This window comes from Bacteroidota bacterium, assembly GCA_040388375.1.
Classification (GTDB): domain Bacteria; phylum Bacteroidota; class Bacteroidia; order UKL13-3; family UKL13-3; genus JAAFJM01.
Genome location: JAZKBU010000004.1, coordinates 95,155 through 117,944 on the forward strand (window position 1 = coordinate 95,155; position 22,790 = coordinate 117,944).

23 protein-coding genes, 1 tRNA gene and 1 riboswitch are annotated in these 22,790 nt (G+C 34.8%); of the genes, 16 read left to right on the forward strand and 8 right to left on the reverse strand.

Going from position 1 to position 22,790, the window contains the following annotated elements:
* The first annotated feature begins 45 nt into the window (after positions 1 to 45).
* Positions 46 to 145: riboswitch (TPP riboswitch) on the forward strand.
* Positions 146 to 266: 121 nt separating this feature from the next.
* Positions 267 to 2,459, forward strand: a complete 2,193-nt coding sequence (locus V4538_06060) for a TonB-dependent receptor (GenBank protein ID MES2380583.1) — start codon at positions 267 to 269, stop codon at positions 2,457 to 2,459.
* 244 nt (positions 2,460 to 2,703) lie between these two features.
* Here V4538_06060 and prfB read toward each other — a convergent pair.
* A protein-coding gene (gene prfB / locus V4538_06065; protein ID MES2380584.1) for a peptide chain release factor 2 occupies positions 2,704 to 3,790 on the reverse strand; the annotation gives its coding sequence in 2 pieces (ribosomal slippage) (positions 2,704 to 3,729 and positions 3,731 to 3,790; 1,086 coding nt in all).
* 150 nt (positions 3,791 to 3,940) lie between these two features.
* Here prfB and der point away from each other — a divergent pair.
* From der to V4538_06100, 7 genes are all read left to right on the forward strand, one after another.
* Complete coding sequence (der, locus tag V4538_06070; protein MES2380585.1) at positions 3,941 to 5,254, forward strand: ribosome biogenesis GTPase Der; 1,314 nt, start codon at positions 3,941 to 3,943, stop codon at positions 5,252 to 5,254.
* Positions 5,255 to 5,329: 75 nt separating this feature from the next.
* Positions 5,330 to 5,560 carry a hypothetical protein gene (locus V4538_06075; protein MES2380586.1) on the forward strand — a complete coding sequence of 77 codons (231 nt, stop codon included), beginning with the start codon at positions 5,330 to 5,332 and terminating at the stop codon, positions 5,558 to 5,560.
* A 183-nt stretch (positions 5,561 to 5,743) separates the two neighbouring features.
* On the forward strand, positions 5,744 to 5,905 hold the full coding sequence (gene rpmH, locus V4538_06080) for a 50S ribosomal protein L34 (GenBank protein MES2380587.1): 162 nt from the start codon (positions 5,744 to 5,746) through the stop codon (positions 5,903 to 5,905).
* A 69-nt stretch (positions 5,906 to 5,974) separates the two neighbouring features.
* Complete coding sequence (locus V4538_06085) at positions 5,975 to 6,364, forward strand: ribonuclease P protein component (GenBank protein ID MES2380588.1); 390 nt, start codon at positions 5,975 to 5,977, stop codon at positions 6,362 to 6,364.
* Positions 6,342 to 6,569 (forward strand): membrane protein insertion efficiency factor YidD, encoded by a 228-nt coding sequence (gene yidD, locus V4538_06090; protein ID MES2380589.1) that lies wholly within the window; start codon positions 6,342 to 6,344, stop codon positions 6,567 to 6,569. The genes V4538_06085 and yidD overlap by 23 nt, the downstream gene beginning before the upstream one ends.
* 198 nt (positions 6,570 to 6,767) lie before the next feature.
* A complete protein-coding gene (locus tag V4538_06095; GenBank protein ID MES2380590.1) occupies positions 6,768 to 8,105 on the forward strand; it encodes a dihydrolipoamide acetyltransferase family protein in 1,338 nt (445 codons plus the stop codon).
* Positions 8,106 to 8,192: 87 nt separating this feature from the next.
* Positions 8,193 to 8,960: an exodeoxyribonuclease III gene (locus V4538_06100; GenBank protein ID MES2380591.1), complete on the forward strand. Its 768-nt coding sequence runs from the start codon at positions 8,193 to 8,195 to the stop codon at positions 8,958 to 8,960.
* A gap of 23 nt (positions 8,961 to 8,983) precedes the next feature.
* Here V4538_06100 and V4538_06105 read toward each other — a convergent pair whose 3' ends face one another.
* Positions 8,984 to 9,586 (reverse strand): HPP family protein, encoded by a 603-nt coding sequence (locus tag V4538_06105; protein MES2380592.1) that lies wholly within the window; start codon positions 9,584 to 9,586, stop codon positions 8,984 to 8,986.
* Positions 9,587 to 9,625: 39 nt separating this feature from the next.
* Positions 9,626 to 10,711, reverse strand: a complete 1,086-nt coding sequence (locus V4538_06110) for a glycosyltransferase family 9 protein (protein ID MES2380593.1) — start codon at positions 10,709 to 10,711, stop codon at positions 9,626 to 9,628.
* A gap of 481 nt (positions 10,712 to 11,192) precedes the next feature.
* Between V4538_06110 and V4538_06115 the strand changes: the two genes are divergently transcribed.
* Positions 11,193 to 11,984 (forward strand): enoyl-CoA hydratase-related protein, encoded by a 792-nt coding sequence (locus tag V4538_06115; protein MES2380594.1) that lies wholly within the window; start codon positions 11,193 to 11,195, stop codon positions 11,982 to 11,984.
* 90 nt (positions 11,985 to 12,074) lie between these two features.
* Entirely contained in the window at positions 12,075 to 12,578 is a 504-nt protein-coding gene (purE, locus tag V4538_06120; protein ID MES2380595.1) for a 5-(carboxyamino)imidazole ribonucleotide mutase, read from the forward strand.
* A gap of 7 nt (positions 12,579 to 12,585) precedes the next feature.
* Here purE and V4538_06125 read toward each other — a convergent pair whose 3' ends face one another.
* Genes V4538_06125 through gltX form a run of 3 tightly spaced genes read right to left on the reverse strand, consistent with a single transcriptional unit; the run spans position 12,586 to position 15,157 of the window.
* Positions 12,586 to 12,996, reverse strand: coding sequence for a cobalamin B12-binding domain-containing protein (locus tag V4538_06125; GenBank protein ID MES2380596.1), 411 nt, complete (start codon positions 12,994 to 12,996; stop codon positions 12,586 to 12,588).
* 2 nt (positions 12,997 to 12,998) lie between these two features.
* Entirely contained in the window at positions 12,999 to 13,628 is a 630-nt protein-coding gene (locus V4538_06130; GenBank protein ID MES2380597.1) for a hypothetical protein, read from the reverse strand.
* Complete coding sequence (gene gltX / locus V4538_06135; GenBank protein ID MES2380598.1) at positions 13,625 to 15,157, reverse strand: glutamate--tRNA ligase; 1,533 nt, start codon at positions 15,155 to 15,157, stop codon at positions 13,625 to 13,627. Before gltX ends, V4538_06130 begins: the two co-directional genes overlap by 4 nt.
* Before the next feature lie 140 nt (positions 15,158 to 15,297).
* On the opposite strand from gltX, the gene V4538_06140 reads away from it, so the two are divergent.
* The 3 genes from V4538_06140 (at position 15,298) to V4538_06150 (ending at position 17,685) form a co-directional block, all read left to right on the forward strand.
* The gene (locus V4538_06140; GenBank protein MES2380599.1) at positions 15,298 to 16,092 is read left to right on the forward strand and encodes a thymidylate synthase; all 795 of its coding nucleotides are present in this window, start codon (positions 15,298 to 15,300) and stop codon (positions 16,090 to 16,092) included.
* A 15-nt stretch (positions 16,093 to 16,107) separates the two neighbouring features.
* Entirely contained in the window at positions 16,108 to 16,713 is a 606-nt protein-coding gene (recR, locus tag V4538_06145; protein ID MES2380600.1) for a recombination mediator RecR, read from the forward strand.
* A 135-nt stretch (positions 16,714 to 16,848) separates the two neighbouring features.
* Positions 16,849 to 17,685 (forward strand): SUMF1/EgtB/PvdO family nonheme iron enzyme, encoded by an 837-nt coding sequence (locus V4538_06150; GenBank protein ID MES2380601.1) that lies wholly within the window; start codon positions 16,849 to 16,851, stop codon positions 17,683 to 17,685.
* 11 nt (positions 17,686 to 17,696) lie between these two features.
* On the opposite strand, the gene V4538_06155 is transcribed toward V4538_06150, so the two are convergent.
* Positions 17,697 to 19,052, reverse strand: a complete 1,356-nt coding sequence (locus V4538_06155; protein MES2380602.1) for an efflux RND transporter periplasmic adaptor subunit — start codon at positions 19,050 to 19,052, stop codon at positions 17,697 to 17,699.
* 20 nt (positions 19,053 to 19,072) lie between these two features.
* Positions 19,073 to 20,500, reverse strand: a complete 1,428-nt coding sequence (locus V4538_06160) for a TolC family protein (protein ID MES2380603.1) — start codon at positions 20,498 to 20,500, stop codon at positions 19,073 to 19,075.
* A 51-nt stretch (positions 20,501 to 20,551) separates the two neighbouring features.
* On the opposite strand from V4538_06160, the gene V4538_06165 reads away from it, so the two are divergent.
* The 3 genes from V4538_06165 (at position 20,552) to tig (ending at position 22,789) form a co-directional block, all read left to right on the forward strand.
* Positions 20,552 to 21,163, forward strand: coding sequence for a polysaccharide deacetylase family protein (locus tag V4538_06165; GenBank protein MES2380604.1), 612 nt, complete (start codon positions 20,552 to 20,554; stop codon positions 21,161 to 21,163).
* A 71-nt stretch (positions 21,164 to 21,234) separates the two neighbouring features.
* Positions 21,235 to 21,316 (forward strand) — tRNA-Leu (locus V4538_06170).
* Between the two features lie 90 nt (positions 21,317 to 21,406).
* Positions 21,407 to 22,789 (forward strand): trigger factor, encoded by a 1,383-nt coding sequence (gene tig, locus V4538_06175; protein ID MES2380605.1) that lies wholly within the window; start codon positions 21,407 to 21,409, stop codon positions 22,787 to 22,789.
* Position 22,790: the final 1 nt, after the last annotated feature.

Here is a 22,790-nt window from a genome sequence, read left to right on the forward strand (position 1 = left end):
CTAACAACTATCAATTAACAACTATCAACTAATCATTTAATATTGCAATGTCTTTAGGGGTGGCTATTTTAACCGATAGCCTGAGATTACACCCTCTGAACCTGATCGAGGTAATGCTCGCGAAGGGAATAGACCACCGGTATGTTTTTATTATTTAGCTAGCCACAAAACATATCTTGGGTTTTTCACTCAGAGTTAGATAAACAATTTTATAACCTTTAGCAGCCCCGTTACTGGTTTTGTTTAATCTTATTCAACAACAACAAATGTTAAAACAATTTATTGCCGCAGGTAGTCTGATTTTTTTTAGTCAGCTAACCCACGCACAAACAGACAGCTTAAAAACCAAATCTGACTTACAGGAAGTAGTTATTTTAGGAACAAAAGCACAAAACAACAACCCCATCACCTTTTCAAATCTTAACAAAAAAGAAATCGACAAACAAAATTTCGGTCAAGATTTACCTTTCTTATTAAACCTGACACCGTCAACAGTGGTTAGTTCCGATGCGGGTGCAGGAGTAGGTTACACAGGTATTCGCATCAGAGGTACAGACCCGAGCAGAACCAATGTTACTGTAAATGGAGTACCTATTAATGATGCAGAATCTCACGGAACCTTTTGGGTAAATATGCCCGATTTAGCTTCGTCTTCTCAAAACATCCAGGTGCAAAGAGGCGTTGGTACATCAAGTAATGGTGCAGGTGCATTTGGGGCGAGTATCAATATTCAAACAGATGGATTAAATCAAAAAGCCTATACAGAAATAGCCAATAGTTATGGTTCATTTAACACTTGGAAACATACAATAAAAGCGGGTACCGGTTTATTGGAAAACAAATGGGCTTTTGATGCCCGATTATCAAAAATAACAAGCGATGGTTTTATTGACAGAGCAAGTTCTGACTTAAAATCTTTTTTTGTTTCTGCTGCCCGTTATGGCGAAAAAAGTGTTCTAAAAATAAATGTGTTTTCGGGTAAGGAAAAAACATATCAGGCTTGGAATGGTATCTCCGAAGATATTCTTAAAACAGGTAATAGAACCCACAATGATTTTACATACCCTAATCAAACTGATAATTACCAACAGGATTATTACCAGCTATTTTATACTTATCAATTTACTAAGAATATAAAAGGTAATGTAGGCGTTCATTATACATACGGACGCGGTTATTATGAAGAGTTTAAAGAAGAGGAAGAATTTAAAACCTACAAGCTAAAAGATACTTTATTCATACTTAACAATAACGTAGTTGATACCGTAACCAAAGGCAATTTTATACGCAGACGTTGGCTGGAAAATGATTTTTACGGAACAGTGTTCTCGTTCATATACGAAAAAAATAAATTAAACCTCACAATTGGTGGTGGCTTAAATCAATATGACGGGCGTCATTATGGTGAATTAATATGGAGTCAATATGCAATGGGCGGAAATATTAACGATCATTTTTATGATGGAAAATCAACCAAAACAGATTTTAATATTTATGCAAAAGCCAGTTATAAAATAACTACTCAATTAGAAGGTTTTGTTGATTTACAACAACGAAAAATTGACTACAAAACAAAAGGAGAAGATTTAAACAGCGGTGTTTACATACCTTATGATGTTAACCTTAGCTACAACTTTTTTAACCCAAAAGCCGGTCTTACTTATCAAATAGAAAACAACGCCAACGTTTATGCATATGTTGGAATTGCCAATAAAGAACCTGTTCGCAACGATATTATTCAAGCAAGCAATAAAAGTATACCCAACCCTGAGCAGCTAATTAATTACGAGTTTGGTTATAGAAAAAATTGGAAGAGATCTGCTTTCAGTATCAATTTATACTATATGGATTATAAGGACCAATTAATTAATACAGGCCAGTTAAATGATGTTGGCGCAGCCAATAGGGTAAATGTTCCAAATAGCTACCGCACAGGTATTGAAATTACAACAGGTATTCAATTAATAGAAAAGTTGAAATGGCAGGCTACATTTACTTATAGCCAAAATAAAATAAAAGAATTTACTGAATACTTGAGTAATAGCGATGATTTCAACGCTCCACAAATTCAAGTTAAACATAGTGATGTAAGTATTGCTTTCTCTCCCAATTATATTGGTTCTTCTATTTTTACTTATAATGTAATCAAGAATTTCGATGTTGATTTTATTTCTAAATATGTAGGCAAACAATATTTAGATAATACAGAAAGTGATGATAGAAAATTGAATGCCTTTTTTCTAAACGATGTACGTTTTACTTACGGATTCGAATGGAAAAATATTTGCAAATCAATAGGACTTGGCCTTCAGGTAAACAATATTTTTGATGTAAAGTATGAATCAAATGGTGCTACGTACCCCGGAGGTATTAGTAATACAGGAGTAAGAACAGATTACAATTATTATTACCCACAAGCGGGTACAAACCTAATGGGAAATTTAGTATTAAAATTTTAAGCAATAAAAAAACCGCTCTTGGCCAAAGAGCGGTTTAATTGAACAAAATTTAAGCCTATGAAAAACTATTTTATTAGTTAGTAGCCGATACAAATGTATAAACTGAAATCAAAAAAACAACCATTCGAATAGGTTTTTTATGCTTTCACCCTGCCATAAAAACACAATTAACTGAAAATCAATTCTATTATTTTACAAATAATTTTAATTTTCTTTAAAGCAAATTATTTTCAGAACAAAACAACTAATTACCAGAGTATTCCATTAGATAGGCCTTTACAAAAGCATCCAAATCTCCGTCCATTACAGCCTGTACATTGCTTGTCTCCGTGTCGGTACGTAAATCTTTTACTAATTTATAGGGATGCATTACATAATTTCTGATTTGGCTACCCCACTCTATTTTACGTTTACCCGCTTCTACCTTATCTTTAGCCTCATTACGTTTACGCAATTCTATTTCATAGAGTTGCGATTTTAACATTTTCATGGCTCTTTCTTTATTAGCGCTTTGCGAACGCTCCACCTGGCAAACAATAACAATACCTGTTGGTTTATGGGTAAGTTGTACTTTTGTCTCTACTTTATTTACATTTTGACCACCCGCTCCACCTGAACGAGATGTTTGAATTTCTATATCAGCGTCCTTAATTTCTATTTCAATGGTATCATCTATCATTGGATAACAATAAACAGAAGCAAAACTGGTATGCCTGCGGGCATTGCTGTCAAAAGGTGAAATTCTTACCAATCGGTGTACTCCGTTCTCCCCTTTTAAAAAGCCATAAGCAAAATCGCCTGTTACTTCAATTGAACACGATTTAATACCTGCTCCATCTCCCGCCTGTTCATCAACAACTGCTGCTTTAAACCCTTTTCTATCTGCATACATTATATACATACGCATAAGCATTTCTGCCCAATCTTGGCTTTCTGTACCCCCTGCCCCTGAATTTATGTTTATGATACAATTGAATTGATCTTCTTCGCCACTAAGCATATTTTTAAACTCAAGCTCTTCCACTTGGCTTAAAGTATTCATATAAGCTGATTGCAATTCTTCTTCACTTACATCATCCGCTTGGTAGAATTCATACAATACTACTAAATCTTCAACGGCTGAATAAGTTGCTGCATAAGCATCAGTCCATATTTTTTTTTGTTTAATAGCCTTTAATATAATTTCGGCTTTTTTAGGATTATCCCAAAAACCTGGTTCGTGCGTCAGGTTTTCTTCTTCTTTAATTTGTTCTAATTTAATAGCAACGTCAAAGATACCTCCTCAGTGCAAGCACTCTTTCTTGTAGATTTTTTAATTGGTCCGATGTCATAATGGGTGCGAAAATACGTTTATTAAGCAATAAGCAAAGTTGATTAGCTATTTACAAGAGCCATTATCACTCATATAATCTCTATAGACTAATGACTTATCAACAAATTTTAACCAAAACCACTAAAATTAAACTACCTTTGCGGCCTTAATGGGAAATATAGTAGCAATAGTAGGAAGACCAAACGTAGGTAAATCAACACTTTTTAACCGATTAACAGGCAATAGACACGCCATTGTTGACGATTTTAGTGGTGTAACACGTGATAGACACTACGGAAAAGGAGAATGGTTAGATAAAGAATTTAATGTAATTGATACGGGAGGCTATGTTCCAAATAGTGCTGACGTATTTGAAGCTGCCATTCGTAACCAGGTAAAAGTAGCCGTTCAGGAAGCGGACGTTATTTTATTTATGGTGGATGTAGCAGTAGGTATAACTGATTTAGATACAGAATTATCACTGATTTTACGCAAAAGCAAAAAACCGGTTTTATTGGTGGTAAATAAGGTTGATAACAACAACCGTCAATTAGATGCCGCGGAGTTCTGGTCATTAGGCTTTGATGCCATGTATAATATTTCATCTGCCAGTGGATCCGGAACAGGTGATTTACTGGATGAAGCCATGAAGCATTTAACTTTTACTGATGAAGATGTTGATGCAGAAGCAGAAGATTTACCTAAAATTGCCATTATTGGCAGGCCAAACGTAGGTAAATCAAGTTTAATCAATGCTTTATTAGGTGTAGAAAGAAATATTGTAACTGATATAGCCGGGACAACCAGAGATTCTATAAACTCACATTACAAGCTATTTGAAAAAGAGTTTGTGCTAATTGACACCGCTGGTATTAGACGAAAAAACAGAGTTTCAGAGGATTTAGAATTTTACTCCGTAATGCGTAGTATTAAAGCTTTAGAAGATTGTGATGTAACTGTATTGGTTATTGATGCAACTGTTGGCTTGGACTCGCAAGACATGAATTTGGTGACCCTAGCCGTAAAAAACAACAAAGGCTTAATCATTTTGGTTAACAAATGGGATTTAATAGAAAAGGATACCAAAACAGCCATTGAATATGAAAAAGTAATCAGAGAAAAGTTAAAACCTTTTAGCGATGTACCTATTATATTTACTTCGGCAGTTACTAAACAACGTATTTTTAAAGCGGTTGAAGTTGCACTACATGTGGCTGAAAATAGAAATAGAAAAATTTCTACTTCAAAACTGAACGAATACATTTTGGATAAAATAGAAACTTATCCTCCTCCTCCAATTAAAGGAAAATTTGTTAAAATAAAATACGCTACGCAATTACCGGGACGTAGTCCAAAATTTGCGTTTTTCTGTAATCACCCACAATACGTAAGTGACTCATACAAACGTTTTATCGAAAATAAGTTACGCGATGAATACGATTTTGAAGGAGTACCTATAGTTATTTACATGAGAAAAAAATAATTAAAAATAATTTTGTTATTAACAAATTAATCATACATTTGCCCCCGAATTAGAAAATTTAATTAATCAAACAAAATGAAAAAAGTATTATCAATCGTTGCCGCTTCTGCTATGTTAGCTATCGTAGCTTGTGGTCCTTCTGCTGAAGAAAAAGCAAAAATCGAAGCTCAAAGACAAGCTGATTCAATCGCTGCTGCTACTCGCGCTGCTGATTCATTAGCTGCTTTAGAAAACCAAATGGTTCCTGCTGATTCAACTGCAACTGATTCTTCAGCTGCTGCAACTACAACTGAAGCTGCTCACTAATTTTTAAATTAGTAAGGCTTTTGTTTTAGAACAGAAACTTAAAAAAATGCCATCCCTCATCGGATGGCATTTTTATTTTACACCGCACTGTAATTCAGTACAATAAAAAGTTAATTATTTGCGAATAACTTTTTTGTTTTTGCAAAAAACGAGTACATTCGCAGTCCTAAAAAAGTAAAGCTCATGGCACAACGTACATATCAACCATCGGTAAGAAAAAGAAGAAACAAACACGGATTCCGTAAAAGAATGGAATCAGTTTCTGGAAGAAAAGTTTTAGCATCACGCAGAGCTAAAGGCCGTAAAAAATTAACAGTATCTGACGAAGGTCGTCATAAAAAATAAAGAACCTAAATCCTGAGTTTTTACTTACGTAGTTTTTTATGTTTAAAAAACTCAGGATTTGTTTTTTATATGAATTTTAAATTTCCTAAAAAAGAGAAGGTAACTTCTTTGAAAATAATTAATGCCCTTTACTCAAAGGGCAATTTTAGTTTATATACCTTTCCATTTAAGCTAGTTTTTGTTTTTACAAATGAGGTAGACGTTCCTTGCCAAGTACTTATAACCGTACCAAAACGTAATTTCAAAAATGCGGTTAGCCGTAATAATATTAAACGCCAGATACGCGAAGTTTACAGACTAAACAAAAATGATTTAATTGGTGCGCTGGTTAGCAAACAAAAGAATATAGCCCTTGCAATAACCTTTGTAGCTAAAAAAGAAGTGGCTTTTAACGAAGCACAGGTAAGCTTGCAAAAAATGCTTGAACAATTACGCAATGAAATTGAAAAGAATAGTTGAAGCTCCGTTTATTGTTTTAATTAGAATATATAAACACTTGGTATCGCCTTACCTGCCTAATGCCTGCAGATATACTCCTACTTGCAGTCAATATGCTGAAGAAGCTATTCGTAAACACGGAATTTTTAAAGGAACTTACTTAGCTATTAAAAGAATTGGCCGATGCCACCCTTGGGGTGGACACGGAATTGATCCTGTACCTTAAAATGTATAATTAATTTTCTAAATTTACAGCTGATAAAAGCACCTTTCATTTATTCCTTACAGCCAATTATTCAAGCAATTAAACAGTATTAGTATTTTTGTTAATGGCAAACTGATAAATTTACATTAGCAATACTGCAACAAAAAATTATTTTTGTTCGATTTTACTAGATTAACAACTCAAAAACATTCAAAAAACATGGCCGAATTTCAACTAATAATGCCTAAAATGGGCGAAAGTATTGCTGAAGCAACTATTATTAAATGGCTTAAAAATGAGGGTGATGCTATTGCAGCCGATGAGACTGTATTAGAAATTGCTACTGATAAAGTTGACAGCGAAGTACCCAGCCCTAAAGCAGGTATATTGGTAAAAAAACTATATAATGATGGTGATGTGGTTGCCGTAAATATGCCTATAGCTATTATGGAAATAGGTGGCACTGCAACTGCTGCACCAAGCACTCCGGCTGCTCCTGTTGCCGAACCGGTTAAGCAAGCTGTAACACATATTGAACAAACGGTTACACATGCAGTAAATACCACAAATAGTGTTAATGCCAACAGATTTTATAGTCCATTGGTACTAAATATTGCCCGTGAAGAAAACGTAAGCATGGCTGAACTAGAAACCATACCCGGTAGCGGTAATGAAGGACGTGTAACTAAACGCGATATTCTTAATTACGTAGCAGGTAGAAGTAATGGAAATCCGGTACCAGTTACAACCAGTGCTCCTGCAGCTACTCCAACACCGGTAGTAGAAGTGAAAGCTCCTGTTCAACAACCGATAGCCAGTGCACCAAAACCGGCAGTAAGCACTAGTGGTGGTGATGAAATAATTGAAATGGACCGAATGCGTAAACTAATTGCCGACCACATGGTAATGAGTAAGCATACAAGTCCGCATGTAACAAGTTTTGTTGAAGCCGATGTAACCAATATGGTTTTATGGCGCGAAAAAAACAAAAAAGCTTTTGAAAAACGCGAAGGAGAAAAAATTACTTTTACTCCTTTATTTATAGAGTGTGTAGCTCGTGCTATCAAAGATTACCCTATGATTAATTGCAGCGTAGATGGCACTAGTATTATTAAGAAAAAAGCTATTAATATTGGTATGGCTGCTGCTTTACCGAGTGGCAACTTAATAGTTCCGGTTATTAAAAACGCTGATACCATGAACCTAATTGGTATAACCAAACAGGTAAATGATTTAGCTAACAGAGCCAGAGCAAACCAATTAAAACCTGACGAAATTCAAGGTGGAACTTTTACTTTAACTAACGTAGGTGGATTTGGTAATGTAATGGGTACTCCTATTATTAACCAACCTCAGGTAGCAATTATGGCTACCGGTGTAGTAAAGAAAAAACCTGCCGTTATGGAAACCGAATATGGTGATGTAATTGCTATCCGTCATATGATGTTCCTTTCATTAAGTTATGATCACAGGGTAGTGGATGGCTCATTAGGTGGAAGCTTTTTACGCAGGGTTGCTGACTATATGGAACAATGGGATATAACGAGAGAATCGTAATCTAAACTTATATTATTATAACGGAAAGCCATCAATTATTAAATTGGTGGCTTTTGTTTTTATGCAGTATTATTGAAATCGAAATTTATGAAAATAGTATCTTATAATGTAAATGGCATTCGCTCTGCAATGAGTAAAGGTTTGATTAATTTCATGCAAAGCTATGATGCCGATGTATATTGTTTGCAGGAAACAAAAGCGTTGAAAGAACAAATAAATGAACCCTTTATATTTGAAGCTGCCGGATATAAAAACAACTATTGGCTCAGCGCTCAAAAAAAAGGATACAGTGGCGTTGCTTTATTTTGTAAAAATGAACCTGATTATGTAGAATATGGGTTTAACAATCCTGAATATGATAATGAAGGGCGCATTATCCGTGCTGATTTTGGATCAAAAAGTATCATCAGTGTATATATTCCTTCCGGCTCAAGTGGAGAGGAGAGACAAGCTTTTAAAATGAAGTGGCTGGATTTTTTTCAAGATTATATCAATGAATTAAAAGCCACCAAAAAAGAACTTGTTATTTGTGGTGATTATAACATAGTGCATAAACCTATTGATATACATGACCCCGTAAGCAATAAAAACAGTAGTGGCTTTTTACCTGAAGAACGTGAATGGTTAAGCAAGTTCATTGACAGCGGTTTTATTGATACTTTCAGGGAATTCAATAAAGCACCGCATCAATATAGCTGGTGGACTTACAGAGCGGGTGCACGTGCTAACAATAAGGGTTGGCGCATTGACTATTGTATGGTGGCCGAACAACTAAAAGGTAATTTGTTGGATGCGGGTATTTTACCCCAAATAATACACTCTGACCATTGCCCTGTTTGGGTTGAGTTAAAATAACAGACTAAGTCTTGTTGAATAAATTAATGGTGATGTGTTTTTTTTAAAAATGTTCTTTTTAAAAAACGCGTATATCTTTCGTCTGTCGGGTATTTTCTGTCTTTGGTTAAGTTGTTAAAAATAAAGGCAACCAACAACAAAATAATAACACCAGTTAATACAGGTGAAACAACATATAAAAAGCCCATTTGCTTAATTTTATCAGAGCCTATTACTGCAATTAAAGCAGTAGCACCTCCGGGAGGATGAAGGGTTTTTGTTATTTGCATAGCCACAATAGATAAGGAAACTGCTAAAGGTGCTGTTAACCAAATTACATTAGGTAATAATTGAAAAACACAAACGCCAAGAAATGCTGAAATTAAATGCCCACCGACTAAATTACGTGGTTGTGCTAATGGGCTTTGTATGGCTCCATAAATTAAAACACTTGATGCCCCAAATGAACCTATTAGAAAAATATTATCGCTGGCTGCTAAACTTTTGCTTTGTACAAAAGCAATAATGCCTATACCGATAAAGGAACCTATAAAGGACCAAAATTGTTCCTTATAATTAATCAGCGTTTCTTTATAAACAATATATTTTGTAAGCCTTAAACCCCGCTTTAGTCTTTTCTTCACCATACTATTTATAATTATTAATGGTTGGGGATAATCTTAACTTTAAATAATTTCTGCTAAAGCATTCGCTATTTTAGCAGCCGGTAATTGTTCCATACAACTTACTCCGTCTAAACAAGAGCCTCGATAAAAACACTTACATGTTTTATCCGGCATTACTATTTGTCCTTTGCCAAATAAATCAAACTCATAAGGATTAAATATATTGTTCATTAAAACAATACGTTTGCCCAAAGCCAATGTAATATGCATACCCATTGTTACCTGTGTAATTACAGCATGACAATGATCTACTAAATTAATAAACTCGTTTAAGCCAAAATAACCCAAATACAAAGCTCCTGAACGTTGTTGTATTTCTTTGTTGCGTGCATCTTCGGCTTCGCCACCTAACAAGAGTATTTCGGCTTCAGGGTATTTACTTTTAAGTATTCCAACCAGCTCTACCCATTTATCTATACTCCACAAACGTGTTGTCCACCTACCTCCGCAGCCTGTATTCATACCTATTATTTGTTTACCTTTGGGTAAATTCCAGATATAACCTTTGTCGGCATGGTTATCCATTAAATAGGGCTCACCACTATGGGTAAAACCACATATTTCAAATATTTCCTGTAAGTAACTTTTAGTGTTGGCCTTGCTCACATCATCAAACATACCGGTACTGAATTTATGATTTGCTAAATCGTTACACGGTTGTATTTCATTGTCTTTTAAAACATATCCGTATTTTTCTTTGGCATCGAGTACTTTTAACAAAGCTCCTGCTTCTTTTTCTTTATCAAGGTTAATAGCGATGTCCCAAGTACTGTGTTGTGCATACATAATGGAATTTACATCCCATTTCAATATTTCATCTACCTGACTTGCCGGTAAAATATCAGGTGTCCAGGTAAGCCAAGTAATTTTACAATTAGGATAAAGTGTTTTGTATTTTACTACCAGTGGTGTAGTACGAATAACATCACCAATGGCACCTAATTTTATAATTAATATACGTTTTGAAATAGTAGTAGTTGATGGACAATCAGCGCAATGGTAGCCATACTGTTTGTGCGGCTTACAGGGTATATGTCCTTTATAGTGCAGGCAATTGGCATTAAAAAAATATTGACTATTACTCATTTTATATTATTTGTTTTGGCTTTTGCCTTTTACTTTGGCTTATAGGCAAACGTAAGGTAAAACACTAAAAAGGCAAAACCTAAACTTTACAATTTTGAAATATTACTGATACAAACGCTATATAAAATCTGCTATTGTTTAAAGTGGCTTTGGATACCGCATAGTTTTAAAACATTTTACTTCATTTATCGTTTAAAATTTATCAAGAGGGGGTGTTATGGTAGTGCATTATTTTTTGTCTCTTTATTTGTGCTGTCAATGCTCCCTCTTTTAAATTATCAACACTATTTAGTAGCCTATAAAAGTTTCATAAAATAGCTTTAAACGTATAACCGATAAGGATTTAAAAAACCGAATAAATAACTTTTTAAGCAGGAAAAAGTAAAATATAAAAGGTGTGCATTATTTTACTAAAAAAAATAGTGTCTATTTAATCAAAAACATTATTGTTGCACGCAATTTTTAAAAATATAAAGATAGAATGACCACTCAAACCATGTATCAAACCATTTTAACTGAGGTAAAAAACAATATTTTTTACATAACCATTAACCGTGAAGCAAAATTAAATGCTTTAAATATTCAAACACTAACTGATATTAAAAATGCGGTATTAAGCATTTATGATGAAGCAGAAGTTAGGGGTGTAATTATTACAGGTAGTGGCAAAAAAGCATTTGCAGCCGGAGCTGACATTGCTGAATTTGCTGAATTTAACATTGACGAAGGAACTAAAATGAGCGCTGAAGGGCATGCTGTTTTACGCGCTATTGAAAACTGTCCTAAACCGGTTATTGCTGCCATTAATGGTTTTGCTTTAGGTGGTGGAAATGAATTGGCTATGAGTTGTCATATTCGTATAGCTGCTGAAAATGCTAAATTTGGTCAACCGGAGGTTAACTTAGGTATTACTCCGGGTTATGCCGGAACGCAACGTTTAGCTCAATTAATAGGCCGTGGAAGAGCATTGGAATTTTTAATGACTGCTGACATGATTGATGCACAAACAGCATTGCAATTAGGCTTAGTAAACCATGTAGTACCTGCTGATTCGTTAATAGCTAAATGTGAAGAAATATTAGAAAAAGTAAAAGGTAAATCGCCTTTGGCTATTGCCAGCGTTATACGTTGTGTAAATGCTTATTACGAAAAACGTGCAGATGGAAATAATGTAGAGATTAACGAATTTGGTAATTTCTTTGGTAGCGAAGATTTTATTGAAGGAACTAAAGCTTTCTTAGAAAGACGTCCTGCTAATTTCAAAGGAAAATAATATAAATAGAAAGCTGCTTTTTAAGCAGCTTTTTTTATGTTTGTTTAATAAAAAAGATACAGTTAATTGTAGGTTTAAAATAAATAATTTATGAAACAGGTAGGAATTATAATGGGCAGTGATAGCGACTTAGAGGTAATGAAAGAGGCTGCTAATATTTTGGATGAATTTAATATAGCTTACGAAATAACTGTAGTGTCGGCTCACAGAACCCCTGAACGCATGTTTACTTATGCAAAAGAGGCCAGAGATAGAGGTATTAAAGTAATTATAGCAGGGGCAGGCGGAGCAGCGCATTTACCAGGTATGGTAGCCAGTATTACCACATTACCTGTTATAGGCGTTCCTGTTAAACTTAAAACAATGGATGGCTTAGATTCTTTATTATCTATTGTGCAAATGCCCGGAGGTGTGCCTGTAGCTACTGTAGCCATTAACAATGCAAAAAATGCCGGTATTTTAGCAGCTCAAATAATTGGCACTTTCAATGATGATATAGCGAAGCAGTTGCAAGACTATAAGGATAAAATGAAAGTGGAAGTGGAGAAAAAAGCGGCTATTGTAGAAAAGGGTAGAAATAAAATTGGCTACTAATTAACTTTTAAAAACTTCTGTTTTCAGCCACCCACTTTTTTATATAGTCGGCTATATCGTGAGTGTTAGTGCCCGGAGTAAATAATTTGCCTACTCCTTGTTTTGTTAGTTCCACAATATCTTCATCGGGAATAATACCACCCCCTGTTAGCAACACATCGTTCATGCCTTCTTTTTCCATCAGGGTTAAAAGCTTGGGGAAAACGGTATTGTGTGCACCTGAAAGTATACTTACTCCTATTGCATCCACATCTTCCTGTAAAGCTGCCTGTACTACCATTTCGGGTGTTTGACGCAAGCCTGTATATATTACTTCCATACCAGCATCGCGTAAGGCCGTTGCAATTACTTTTGCGCCTCTGTCATGACCATCTAAACCGACCTTTGCTACTAAAACTCTAATGGGGCGTTGTTGCATATCTATTTCTTCTTTTTGGTAATAATTTTATCGAACTTAATAACTATTTGTGGCTTTTCTTTTTCTATATATGTCAAAAACTTGGTGTCGTTCATTTCATAATATTTTAAGGTATCACCATTAAATGTATAAAAGGTTTCGCGTTCAGCCGTGGGTAATGTATTGATAGTAGTTTTATGCTGTTTATACTTGGCAATAAAATTTAAGTATTTAGAAAGCTTATCATCGCTGAGTTTGTCAACACCCATATAAGGCATATAATGTAACCCAGCTTTTAATATTTTAAAATAGCCTAAAGTCCAATAGCCATTATTCGCTTTCTTTTTTGAGCTTAACACATAGTAATTACCCAGCTTTGAAAGCACTAAACTATCTGACAAAACATTATCTAATTCAGCTGTTTTATTTACTTCATGTATACTGTTTCCATCTATGGTTAAATATAAAATACTATCCATTTTTTTACCACCCAGCAACTCATTAAAAAAACCGGTATTCAGTTTATAATTGCCTTGCATTTCTTTTGGAAATGAATGTAGTTTTAGTCCGGGCCACTTATCAAACGTATTATTGCTTCCACACGAAACAATAATAAAAAGAGCAGCTATCAATATTGGTTTAATCAGTTTCATAATTTAATATTATTTATAGCATTTTGTAATCTGTTGGTGGTTGATTGCTTTCCAAATAAGGAAGCCATTTCAAACAAAGGTGGTCCACCCGCCACACCTGTTAAACTTACCCTGAACAATTGTAAAAAGTCTTTGCTGGCTACTTCGTTTTTAGCCAGCACTTCATTGTACACTTGTTCTATGGCTGCTGCATTAAAATCGTTTAAAGCATTGAATCCTGCTAATAAATCATTTAACACAATGCTAGATTTTTCGTTCCAGCGTTTTTTTATAACGGTTTCATCGTATGTTGTTGGCTCTACAAAAAAGTAACTACTGTAATCCCACAACTCTTTTACAAAGCTTATTTTTTCTTTTACCAAACCACACACACGCTCTATAAATTCATCAGATGCCTTTATATTTCTTTCTGCCAACTGTTTAGTTAATTCAGCTGCTAATATTTTATTATCAACTTTACGTACATACTGTTGGTTATACCATTTGGCTTTATTCTGATCAAACTTCGCACCATGTTTACTAATACGTTCAATGGTAAAAGCATCTATTAACTCTTGCATGGTAAAAAGCTCTTGTGTAGTACCAGGATTCCAACCTAAAAATGCCAATAAATTAACTACTGCTTCGGGTAAATAACCACTTTGTTTATATCCGCTTGAAATTTCATTGGTAAATGGATCTTGCCACTCTATTGGAAAAACAGGAAAACCTAATTTATCTCCATCGCGCTTGCTTAATTTACCATTACCGTCTGGTTTTAACAATAGCGGTAAGTGGGCAAACTTAGGCATTACACTTTCCCAACCTAAATATTTATATAACAATACGTGCAGCGGTGCTGATGGCAACCATTCTTCACCCCTAATTACATGGGTTATCTGCATGGTATAATCATCAACAATATTTGCCATGTGATAAGTGGGCATTCCATCTGACTTGTATAAAACTTTATCGTCCATGGTAGAGGTATTTACAGTAACCCAACCTCTTATTTCATCATGAAACTTAACTTCTTCTTTTCTGGGTAATTTAATACGCACCACATAAGCATCACCATTGTCTAATTTACGTTTGGTTTCATCTTCTGATAGCGTTAAACTGTTTTTCATGGTGCTGCGTGTTATGGTATCGTATTTCGCATCTACATTACTGGCCTTTAAACGCTCGCGCATTCCGTCTAATTCTTCTGCAGTATCAAAAGCATAATAAGCAAAACCATCGTTAATTAATTGGTCAACATATTGCTTATACATGGCTTTACGCTCGCTTTGGCGGTAAGGTGCATGTGGACCTTCTCCAAAACCAACACCTTCGTTGGGCTCAATTCCCACCCATTTTAAGCTTTCTATAATATAGTTTTCAGCACCCGGTACAAAACGGCCTTGGTCCGTATCTTCTATGCGCAGAATAAAATCTCCGCCATGTTTTTTTGCAAATAAATAATTGTATAAAGCCGTGCGTACACCACCAATGTGTAATGGCCCTGTTGGACTAGGGGCAAATCTTACTCTTACTTTTCTTTCTGTCATAATTGATGGCACGAAGATAAGAATGATTTGAAGATTGGAAAATGCTTTTTATTGAGTTAAATACTTTTAGCTGCCTGTTGAAAATAACCTAATAACAAAATACAATATTGGTTGTTATTTGTACATTATATTTTAAGTATATGAACCAATACGAAACCTTACTTAAGCATGTGTACACAACAGGTGCTGATAAAAGCGACAGAACAGGCACGGGCACACGCAGTATTTTTGGTGCTCAGTTACGCTTTAACTTAAGTGAGGGATTTCCTTTAATCAGTTCGAAAAAAGTACATTTAAAATCAATCATTCACGAATTGCTTTGGTTTATAAAAGGCGAAACCAATACTAAATATTTAACGGATAACGGTGTGCGTATTTGGGACGAATGGGCTGATAAAGATGGTAACTTAGGCCCTGTTTATGGACATCAATGGCGTAACTGGCCTAAACCTGACGGTGGGCACATAGACCAGTTAAGTGAAGTAATTGAAACACTTAAAAAAAATCCTGATAGCCGAAGAATTATAGTAAGTGCCTGGAATGTAGCAGACTTACCCAAAATGGCTTTAATGCCTTGCCATGCTTTTTTTCAATTTTACGTTGCCAATGGTAAGTTAAGTTGCCAGCTATACCAACGTAGTGCTGATATGTTTTTAGGTGTTCCTTTTAACATAGCCAGCTATGCTTTGTTAACTTTAATGATAGCGCAAGTATGTGATTTAGAACCGGGTGATTTTATACACACTTTTGGTGATGCCCATATTTACAATAACCATTTTGAACAAGTAGCGTTACAATTAACAAGAGACTTAAGACCCTACCCTACCATGAAAATTAATCCGGCAGTAAAATCTATTTTTGATTTTACATACGATGATTTTCAATTAGAAAATTATAACCCGCACCCAGCTATTAAAGGAGATGTAGCTGTATAAAAACAGCCTTTACACATGAATTTTTCGTCAGCATTATTAGAAGAAGCCGTTAATCAATTATCGAAGTTTCCGGGTGTAGGAAAAAAATCGGCTTTGCGTATGGTTTTACATATACTGAAACAACAACCTCAGGATGTTATTAAACTGGCACAGGCTATTGAATTAGTGCGTACGCAAATAAAATACTGCAAACAATGCCACAACGTAAGCGATGGCGATATATGTGCGATATGTGCCAATCATAAAAGAAACAAGCAAATTATTTGTGTAGTGGAGGATTTACGCGATGTAATGGCTATTGAAAACACATCGCAATTCAATGGTTTATACCATGTTTTAGGTGGTGTTATATCGCCCATTAATGGTATTGGCCCTGACGATTTGCATATTGACTCATTAATAACCCGCGTGGACAATGATGTACCGACAGAATTGATAATAGCCTTAAGCGCCACTCCCGAAGGTGATACCACCACTTTCTATTTATCGAAAAAATTAGCGCATTTACCCGTTCATATTTCAACCATTAGTCGTGGTATTGCTATTGGTGGCGAATTAGAATATGCTGATGAAATTACTTTAGGCCGCAGTATTGTGAGTAGAATTCCTTACGGGAAATAAGTTTACATTTGAAATAACCCCCTTCTAATTTATTATCGTGATACAAATATTTTTTTACTAATGAGCAAAGCCTTTCTTATTTTTACAATCCTCCTAATATTTAGTTGTTCCGAATCCAAAATTCTAACTGATAAAGTGAGAAAACACAAAGAATTTAAAATTGCAGCACCAGGAGTAATTTGGATGAAAGATAGTTCATTAATAGATGAAACAGAAGTTACAAACTTACAATACCTAGAATATTGCTTTTGGATTTATAGAACAAACGGATATAAAGAATATTTAAAAACCTTACCCGACACAAGCTGCTGGCTAAAAGACAACTACACTACAGATATTAATTTTTCAGATGTTTACTTCAGATATCCTGCTTATAGGGATTACCCCATAGTTGGAATTAGTTATGAACAAGCTGCTAATTATTGTGCATGGAGAACAGACATGGTAAATCTTATGTTTTTTATTAGAGACCATAAAAACTTCAAATGGGATTTTGATAGTTTATACAATATTCCTATTTATGTTGAGTACCGTTTACCTACAAAAGAGGAATGGGAATATGCTGCTAAAGCAGGATTAGACGAAAAAGAGTACCCATTGGGATTTGTCAGTCTATTTACAAAAAATAATATCCCCGCAGCCAATACTAAAGAGTACTATAATCTAACTAAATTAAACAAAAAACTTAAAGATTCAACCTACTTTAAAATATTAGCTCCAACTGAAAATGTTATTTTTGGTAAACGCAATAAATATGGTTATTTCAATATATTAGGCAACGTATCCGAAATGGTCAGTGATAGCTTAATCATGGGCTTAAATTATCAAACGTATTTAACAGGACAGCCTCTTTATGAAAATGGTTATTCTATTTCAAAAAATGTAAAATATTTAGGCCCAAAATCTTGGCTGGGCTTTAGATGCATTTGCATCATACTACCAGAAATTAAATATAAAAAAACAAGATACTAATTTAAGAGTGTTTATTTCTTAACTTCAAACAACGCTTCTTTGCTTACTTTTTTAACTGCATCGCCATGTTTCAATGTTTTTGAAATAGTGGCATAAGGCCCACTTACCACTTCGTCTATTTTAGTTAGACCGCTTGTAATTTCAATGTATTTATCATCCTGAATACCGGTAGTAATTTTTCTGATGCTGGCTTTGCCATTTACATTACAAAACACCACTTCTATTTCGTCTTTTTTGCTTTCTGCCACACTAGTATTAAAGTTTTCCTCTTTTTCTTTATCCTTTGCCGTTGTATCTAAATCATTTATGTTACGTACAGTAACAGCTTCAATAGGTATAGCCAATGCATTGGTGGCTGTTTCAGTTTGTATTTCTACACTGGCACTCATTCCGGGGCGGAACACTGCTTTACGTTTGCCAAACTTGGCTGTTAAATCGGCATAGCTACTGCGCAAAATTCTAATTTTTACTACAAAATTTGTTACCTGATCGCTGGTGGTAGCGGTAGTGGTGCTTGCACTATTGGCAATTTCTGATACAATACCTTTAAATTTTCTGGTTCCATAAGCATCTACCTGAATTAAGGTAGTATCGCCTAAACCAACTTTTATAATATCGTTTTCGTTTACATCCACACTTACTTCCATTTCGTTTAAATTGGCTATACGCATCATTTCAGTTCCCGCCATTTGCGATGTACCTACTACCCTTTCTCCCTTCTCTACTTTTAACGATGAAACGGTTCCGTTTACTGGTGCAAATATTTCTGTACGGGTTAGGTTTTTCTGGCTTTCTTTTAATGAAGCCTCAAAGCTTCTTACATTAAAATCGGCTCCAGTAACTGTTTGTTTTGCTGCTTCTACTTCTGCCTTCGAGTTTTTATAGGTTGATGTAGCGGTTTCTAATTCGGCCTCACTGATTAATTTTTGATCGGACATTTTTTTATTGCGTGAAAATTGCTTTTCTACTTCCGCAAAACGAGCTTCAGCTTGCATTAAACGAGCTTTACTTCCTGCCAAATTAGCCTTGGCGTTACTTAAAGAAGCGTTGGTTCTATCCAAGGCTGACATATACAATTCAGGGTCAATCCTTGCTAATAATTGTCCGGCACGCACTGAATCACCTTCTTTTACATATAGCTCACGAATCTCTCCACTTACATCTGAACTTATTTTTACTTCTGTTTCAGGTTGTATTTTTCCATTGGCACTTACGGTTTCCACTATAGTGCGCAATTCTACTTTGGCCATACTCACTTTTATTTCATCTTTAGCACCAAACCAACCTGCGTTTTTACCAGCTACAGCCAATATAATAAGTGCCAAAACAGCAATACCTAATATTTTTAAAGTTCTATTCTTTTTCATTTCGATTCCTTTTACAATTATTAATTCAACGGCTTGCCACTATAAAAATCTAATACTTTTTTACGAAAAACCAATTCGTATTTAGCTTGTAAATAGTCGCTTTCTGCTTTTACAAAAGCATTTTTAGAAGCCAGGTAATCAGCAGTATTTAAACCTCCTAACTCAAACTGTTTCTCACTTATATCCAACGCTTCTTTATTTGATTCGAATGTTTTTTGAGCTGCAACATAACGTTGTTGTGCGTTTTTAAAGTTCAAATAAGCGGTATTGATATTTTTAAATAAATTCTGTTGGGTTTGCCTTTCTGTTAACTTAGCCGTTTCCATTTGTATATTGGCTTTTTGCACGTTGGTATTAACAGACCAATTATTAAAAATAGGTAGTGATAAGGTAAAGCCAATACTAGTACCAAAGTTTTTGCTAAACTGACTACCAAAAGATACGGTTTCTGTACTTCCATAAACTGGTCTAATGGTATTTACCACCTGATTGGTTCCGTCTACAAAACCAACCGGAACATTTATAAAGGTTGGGGAGCCTATTCCCTGTGTATTTAAGGTGGTATAAAATGAACTTAAGCTTGCATTTAATGAAATACGCGGGCTCCTGCCGCCAAGGGCAACAAAATGCTGTAAATTAGCACTACGCAAACGTTGCTTAGCGGCTAAAACATCGGGGCTTTTTTTCTCAAAATCAGTATAAATAGCTGCAGGTGTGCGTATTTCATCCTCAACCAAAACTTTATCTATATTTAAACTCGCTACTTTGTTGGCGGTGTCCGGTGCAATATCAATTAATTGCCATAAATCTAAATACGCAGACTCTAGTAGATTTTGTTGGGTAATTAACGATAATTCTTCTGACGATAATTGTGCTTTTATTTGTAATAACCTGCTTCTATTGAGACCACCTAAATCATATAGTCTTTGCTGACGCTCTAATTGTTTGGCTGTTGACTGAACTTGTTCTTTTGCTGCTGCTACTGTTTCATTTTGCTGCATTACACGCAAATAGTTATTAGCTACATTTAATTTTAAATTGTTACGTGCATTCTCTAAATCATGCTTGCTTGCCGTATAGTCGCTTTGGCGTAACCGACTTGTATTGGTTGTTTGAAGGCCATTAAATATTGGCATACTAGCCGATGCTCCAAGACTATTTGTTCTAAAAGCCACATTTTCTTCTGGCGTATTAGTACTTGGATTAATGTTAAAACCTGTTTGCCAATTATTAGTAGCTTGTGCATTTAAACTGGGCAATGCTGCCATTTTACTTTGCAAAACATCGGCCTTTGCAGTTTCAGTTTGCATACCTTGTTGTTTTGTTTGCAAATTATTTTGAATAGCTAAATCAATACACTCTTGCAAAGTAAATGTTCTTTGTGCCTGTGTTGTTAAGCTTATAAAGCCTGTCAAAAAAACAATCAATATAAATTTTATACTTTTCAATTTATTTTAAATTTTAATGGTTATGGATAATTAAATTGCATGCGCAAAATAATGTTTAAATACAGAATACCTCAAATAGTTAGGTGGATATACCCAAATTATACATGGAAGGTAAAAACCCAAAGCAAAGTGGTTTATTTTACTTTTGATGATGGACCGCACCCTACTATTACCCCGTGGGTATTGGACTTATTAAAACAATACCAAGCTAAAGCTACTTTTTTTGTAGTGGGAGAAAACGTAACTAAATTCCCCGAAACCTTTCAACAAGTAATTAAAGAAGGGCATGCTGTGGGTAACCATACTTATAATCATTTGAAAGGTTGGGAAACAGAAAAGGACGATTACATCCAAAACTTTTTGCTTTGCCAAAAACTAACCCAAACCAGTTTGTTCAGACCTCCTTATGGTAGAATTAAAAAACAACAGGCAAAAGAAATCCTGAAAACACATCAAATAATTATGTGGGATAGACTTAGCCGTGATTATGAAACGCATTTAAATATAGAAGAATCTATTCAGTCCATGAAAGCATTGCCTGCCATGGGTGCCATTTTTGTTTTCCACGACAGCGATAAAGCCTTTAACAATTTAAAAGTTCTTTTACCTGAACTTTTATCTTACTTTACCAGTAATGGTTACCGTTTTGAATTGCTTAAATAGTATAAATCAATAAAAAATAAAAAATGCTGTTGCTTTTTTAACCACAAGTTATACATTTGCAGTCCTTTTTTGCGGGTGTGGCGTAATTGGTAGCCGCGCTAGACTTAGGATCTAGTGCTGAAAGGCGTGGGGGTTCGAGTCCCTCCACCCGCACATAAAAGTAACGAATGAAATAAGACTGGAAATAATATTTCAGTCTTATTTTTTTTAAAATTAAGTTTTAATAAAAAACAAATAGCAACAATGAACGTAACATTTGATAAAAAAGATGCTTTAAACGGCACTATTTCAGTTAAAATTTCGAGCGAAGATTATTTACCCGGAGTTGAAAAAAAGCTAAAAGACTATCGTAAAAAAGCAAATATACCAGGTTTTAGACCGGGAACTGCCCCAATGGGTATGATTGAAAAACAAATCGGACCAAGTCTTTTGTTGGAAGAAATCAACACAGCTGCTTCAAAAGGTCTTTATGATTATATTAAAGATAATAATTTAAGCATTTTAGGTGAGCCTGTTCTTAACGCTGATACTATGATTGACAAAATCGAAAAAGGCTTAGACTACAGTTTCTCCTTTGACTTAGGCTTTGCTCCTGAATTTGACTTAAACATAGGAAAAGGCGATAAATTTACACGTTACGTTGTAGCTGTTCCTGATGCTGAGGTTGAAGAAGAAATTGGCCGTATGCGCAAACGTTTTGGAAAATTAGAGCCTGTTACCAATGCTGAACAAGATAACGATATGGTTTATCTTAATTTGGTAGAATTAGCTGATGATGAAAAAGCATTAGATGGCGGAGTTAAAGCGGATAATGTACCTATGTTACTTTCGGCTGTTAAAAACCCAGAAGCTAAAGCAATATTACAAGGCATTAGCATTGGCGCTAAATCAACCGTAAATATATTTACCTTATTTGATAATGACGAACAAGAAATGAGCCATGCATTAGGTATAGCTAAAGCTGGTGTTTCTGATTTAAACAAATTGTTCAGTTTTGAAGTAGTTGATATTAAACGCAATATTGAAGGTGATATTAACCAAGAATTATTTGATGCAAGCTACGGCCCTGGTGTTATTAATTCTGAGGAAGAATTCAGAGCCCGTATCAAAGAAGATATTAAAGGATTTTACACTGCTCAGGCAGATCATTTAATTGAACATGAAATGATGGATACTTTGGTTGCTAAACACAATGTTACTTTACCTGATACTTTTTTGAAACGTTGGTTAAAAGACAGATATGCTGATAAATTCAATGATGAAAACATGGAAGAAGCATACAAACCTGAAGCTAATTACTTACGTAACCATTTAGTAGAAGAAAAAATATTAGCTGCTAACAATATTAAAATTGAAGAAGAAGATATCAGAGCTGCTGCTATTGAATATACTAAACAAATGTTTGGTGGTTATTCAATGACCGGGTTAAACGAAGATTTAATTAACCAGTTAATTGAACCAAGTTTAAAGAAAGAAGAATACAGAAGCCGTATGATTAATTCAGCTGTTAAAATGAAAGTTAACGAGGCTGTAAAATCAATGATTACTATTGAAGACAAAGAAATAAGCAAAGAAGAGTTTATGACTATTGTGGAAAATCACAATCAAGCTCACCATGCTCATTAAT

Bases quoted from the DNA above. Each gene is read 5' to 3' on its own strand.
- V4538_06060 (MES2380583.1), top strand. From the start codon at position 267: ATGTTAAAACAATTTATTGCCGCAGGTAGTCTGATTTTTTTTAGTCAG.
- der (MES2380585.1), top strand. From the start codon at position 3,941: ATGGGAAATATAGTAGCAATAGTAGGAAGACCAAACGTAGGTAAATCA.
- V4538_06075 (MES2380586.1), top strand. From the start codon at position 5,330: ATGAAAAAAGTATTATCAATCGTTGCCGCTTCTGCTATGTTAGCTATC.
- rpmH (MES2380587.1), top strand. From the start codon at position 5,744: ATGGCACAACGTACATATCAACCATCGGTAAGAAAAAGAAGAAACAAA.
- V4538_06085 (MES2380588.1), top strand. From the start codon at position 5,975: ATGAATTTTAAATTTCCTAAAAAAGAGAAGGTAACTTCTTTGAAAATA.
- yidD (MES2380589.1), top strand. From the start codon at position 6,342: ATGAAATTGAAAAGAATAGTTGAAGCTCCGTTTATTGTTTTAATTAGA.
- V4538_06095 (MES2380590.1), top strand. From the start codon at position 6,768: ATGGCCGAATTTCAACTAATAATGCCTAAAATGGGCGAAAGTATTGCT.
- V4538_06100 (MES2380591.1), top strand. From the start codon at position 8,193: ATGAAAATAGTATCTTATAATGTAAATGGCATTCGCTCTGCAATGAGT.
- V4538_06105 (MES2380592.1), bottom strand. From the start codon at position 9,586: ATGGTGAAGAAAAGACTAAAGCGGGGTTTAAGGCTTACAAAATATATT.
- V4538_06110 (MES2380593.1), bottom strand. From the start codon at position 10,711: ATGAGTAATAGTCAATATTTTTTTAATGCCAATTGCCTGCACTATAAA.
- V4538_06115 (MES2380594.1), top strand. From the start codon at position 11,193: ATGACCACTCAAACCATGTATCAAACCATTTTAACTGAGGTAAAAAAC.
- purE (MES2380595.1), top strand. From the start codon at position 12,075: ATGAAACAGGTAGGAATTATAATGGGCAGTGATAGCGACTTAGAGGTA.
- V4538_06125 (MES2380596.1), bottom strand. From the start codon at position 12,996: ATGCAACAACGCCCCATTAGAGTTTTAGTAGCAAAGGTCGGTTTAGAT.
- V4538_06130 (MES2380597.1), bottom strand. From the start codon at position 13,628: ATGAAACTGATTAAACCAATATTGATAGCTGCTCTTTTTATTATTGTT.
- gltX (MES2380598.1), bottom strand. From the start codon at position 15,157: ATGACAGAAAGAAAAGTAAGAGTAAGATTTGCCCCTAGTCCAACAGGG.
- V4538_06140 (MES2380599.1), top strand. From the start codon at position 15,298: ATGAACCAATACGAAACCTTACTTAAGCATGTGTACACAACAGGTGCT.
- recR (MES2380600.1), top strand. From the start codon at position 16,108: ATGAATTTTTCGTCAGCATTATTAGAAGAAGCCGTTAATCAATTATCG.
- V4538_06155 (MES2380602.1), bottom strand. From the start codon at position 19,052: ATGAAAAAGAATAGAACTTTAAAAATATTAGGTATTGCTGTTTTGGCA.
- V4538_06165 (MES2380604.1), top strand. From the start codon at position 20,552: ATGTTTAAATACAGAATACCTCAAATAGTTAGGTGGATATACCCAAAT.
- tig (MES2380605.1), top strand. From the start codon at position 21,407: ATGAACGTAACATTTGATAAAAAAGATGCTTTAAACGGCACTATTTCA.